General features: G+C 34.6%; 2 protein-coding genes. Both read left to right on the top strand.

Features of this window, described 5'->3' with window-relative positions; all coding sequences use genetic code 11:
* A partial coding sequence (locus D6734_12360) for a hypothetical protein (protein RMF92402.1) occupies nucleotides 1-1,565 on the top strand: 1,565 nt, incomplete at its 5' end.
* The coding region (locus D6734_12355; GenBank protein RMF92401.1) for a tetratricopeptide repeat protein at nucleotides 1,562-3,513 on the top strand (1,952 nt) is incomplete at its 3' end. The genes D6734_12360 and D6734_12355, both read left to right, overlap by 4 nt.

Here is a 3,513-nt window from a genome sequence, read left to right as displayed (position 1 = left end):
ATTCCGTTCCAATCAATGCGCCATTTCAGTATGACGACCAAAAGGTTATTCTAAAACCCTCAGAAATAAGGACTCTGAATATAGTTGAAATTTTTTGGAAAAATCCATTCCGATTTCTATTGAATCTCACCTTTGCCCTTAATTTTTTTTTGACAGGATTGTCTCCTGCTGGGTTCAGAGTATTTAATATATTGTTACATATTGAAAACACAGTTTTATTTTATTTTCTATTTAGCCGCTTAGAGAATATTTTTTTAAAAAAGGAGGAAGACGCTGATTTTTTTAGTCCAGCGAACCTTTCCGCTCTCTTATTTGCCCTTTCACCATTGATGGTAGAATCTGTTACATATATTTCAGGCAGGTCCGAGCTTCTTTGTGCTTTCTTTCTTTTTTTGACTCTTCATTTTTTTCTCTCTTTTATGGAAAAGGCAAATTCCTTTTATCTCATACCTGCTGTCATATTTGCTGCTTCATCTCTTTTGTCCAAGGAGCGTGGTGGAGTGCTTTTCTTTCTAATCTTTCTAATCATAGCTATTGCACCTTCAAAGCACAGAAAAACCAGGATTGTCTATTCATTGATTTCTTTTCTCCTGTTATTCCTCTTCTATTTTATTTTCAGGCAGAATTATCTTGGAAATACATTTGAGACAGGGTTTGAGCGCGATTTTAAGAGGCAAGTCCTTTATCAGGGAGATGCGCAGATAAAGAATCTGCGTCTTCTTTTGCTACCAATAAACCTATGCGTTTTGTATCCAAATTATTTTTCATCGCACTATCCCTTTGTAAGGTTTTTTATTTTGATTGCCATCATAATTGTTTCTATCTTCTTTACCTTTTGGGCAATCCCTAAATACAAGAAAATGATTTTTTTCTGTTGGAGTTGGTTTTACATTTTGCTTGCTCCTAATATTATAGTGCCATTGCAGGATATAGTTGCTGATAGATGGCTTTATCTTCCTTCGGCAGGATTTTTTTATATGATAATGCTGATAATTTGTGAGGGACTGAAAAAAAATAAATTTTCTTATATTTCTAAAATAGCAGTCTCTCTTGTCCTTTTGATGATGTTATCGCTTTCAGTTGACAGGAATTTTGTATGGCTCACAGAAATTTCTTTATGGCAGGACGCTGTGAAGAAAGCGCCTGCTTCACCTCGCACTTATAATAACTTTGGAGTTGCCTTAGGGAAGGAAGGCCGTTTGGAGGAAGCAGTAGGCAATTTTTTGATGTCTGTATCCATTGATAAGAATTATTCGCCGGCATGGGCTAATCTGGGACTTGCTTCTAAAAAACTTGGAGACGAAAAAGGAGTATTGACTGCTGCCGCATCGCTTTTGAATTGTGGAAACTATTATTCCCAAAAAGGGATGATTAAAGAAGCGATTATTTCATATAAATCAGCCCTTGACCTTGTGCCTGATTCTATTGGTGCTATGGGGAATCTTGCTTCAATATATATGTTTATTGGGAAGACTGATGAAGCAAGAAGATATCTTAAAAAACTTTTGGAAATTGCGCCTTCCAATAAAGCGGCACAAAATATGCTTGCAAATATCGGAGAATGAAAAGGTTGAAACTTCGCATTTATTTGCTTTTCTTTGTTTTGGCTTTAATTCTAATTTTTTCCTATCGAGATTCCTTTAAAGTGCCTTTTCAATATGATGACTTGCGAAGAATTGCCTTTAATCCTGAAATTTCATATCTTGATCCGTTGAAAATTTTCACTATATACCCAGCGAGGGCTATTACCCAAATAAGCTACAGCACAAACCTTTCATTGTGGGGATTCTCTCCCTTTGGTTTCCATCTGGTCAATTTGTTTTTCCATTTCTTGAATGGAATACTTTTTTACTTATTGATAGCAAAGTTAACTGATGGAGACAGTAGATTGTCTTTACTCTCATCAGCCATTTTTCTTCTTCACCCTGTAAATGTGGAATCAGTTACCTATATTTCAGGAAGGGCAGGGGTGCTTTCTAATTTTTTTCTCCTTCTCGGTCTTATCTTTTTTATGAGAATGATTGGAGACGAAAATCTTATTTCAAAAAACACCATTTTGCCCCTAATTTTTTTTCTGCTTGCCTCATTCAGTAAAGAATCAGGTTTTGCATTTCCCTTCTTTCTTCTTCTCTTTTTTATCTTTTATGAGAAAAACAAGATTGGAAAATTAAAGAAGTATTCTCCTTACTTTCTTTTATGGCTTTTTCTGATTCTTTCATATCTATTCATCAATCCCAACATTTTATCAGGGAAAGAAGAGCATAATTTAACAACTCATTTTCTTTCCCATATCGATGCCTCATTGAAATATCTTCGTCTTCTCCTTTTTCCGATAAATCTCAATATCGACCATTATCTTCCACTTAAAAGGATACCAGATTTGGAATCGTTGATTACTCTGATCATCATTTTGGGATTTATCATACTTGCTTTCAGAAATAAAAATCCATCAGAAGTAAAATTCTTTTCAGGTTGGTATATAGTCTCATTCATTCCAGTTATTGCTGTCCCACTGAATGATGTCTTGTCTGAAAGATGGCTTTATACTGCTTCCATGGCTTATTCCTTTTTGTTTGCATCATTCATCATTTATTTGATGAATATCTTCAAGGAAAGAAAAGATATGGTGCGTTTCTTTTTTCTTGAAACACTCATAGTTTTTATCATTGTTTTCTTTTCCATTGATTTACAGAAAAGAAACTTTATCTGGCTTGACAGCCTTTCCCTTTGGCAGGATGCCGCAAAAAAATCTCCCTTGAAGGCAAGGCCCCTAATAAATTTAGGCACTGCTTTGCTTGAAAATTACGAGTTAGATAAAGCTGCACAATGTTTTAAAAAAGTCATTCAGATAAAATCCGATTCAGTGGAAGCATATTTGAATCTGGGATTGATAAATATTTTAAAAAGAGATTATGGGAATGCTTACAGATTGTTCAAAAAAGCAGAAAGTATCAATCCGAAGGATGCAAATGTTCATATGAATTTAGGCAATTTTTTCAGGGATACAGGAGATTTTCAGAAAGCAGTTGCAGAATACAAAAAAGCAATTGCCTTAGATGATACTTTGAATGATGCCTATGGCAATCTTGGTATTGTTTACAGTAGAATTGGAAAAATGAGGGAAGCAGAAGAGGAATTGAAGAAAGCTGCAATGTTGGATGTTTTTAGAGAGAAGTGGAAATGCAGATTGGCTTTATTCTATATTGAAAACGGTATGATTGGTAAAGCTGAAAATTTAGTAGAGAAGCTTGCCTCTAAATTTCCTCAAAAGGCGAAAGTACATAATTTATTGGGAATTTTTTATGGGAAAAAAGGTGACTTGATGCGTGCTCAAGAAGAATTTTCAAAAGCTTTTCTCCTATCGCCTTCAAATATAAACTATCTTGTAAATAAAGCTCTCACATTGAAAAAAATGGGGAAATTCGAAGAATCCCTAAACTGCTTTTTCCTTGCAGAGAGACATCAACCCAATATGCCTGATATACTTTATAATATCGGTGAAATATTTTATAT

It is taken from the genome of Candidatus Schekmanbacteria bacterium (assembly GCA_003695725.1).
GTDB lineage: Bacteria > Schekmanbacteria > GWA2-38-11 > GWA2-38-11 > J061 > J061.
Note: the sequence above shows the minus strand (reverse complement) of the source record. Positions and strands in the feature narration are given on the sequence as shown.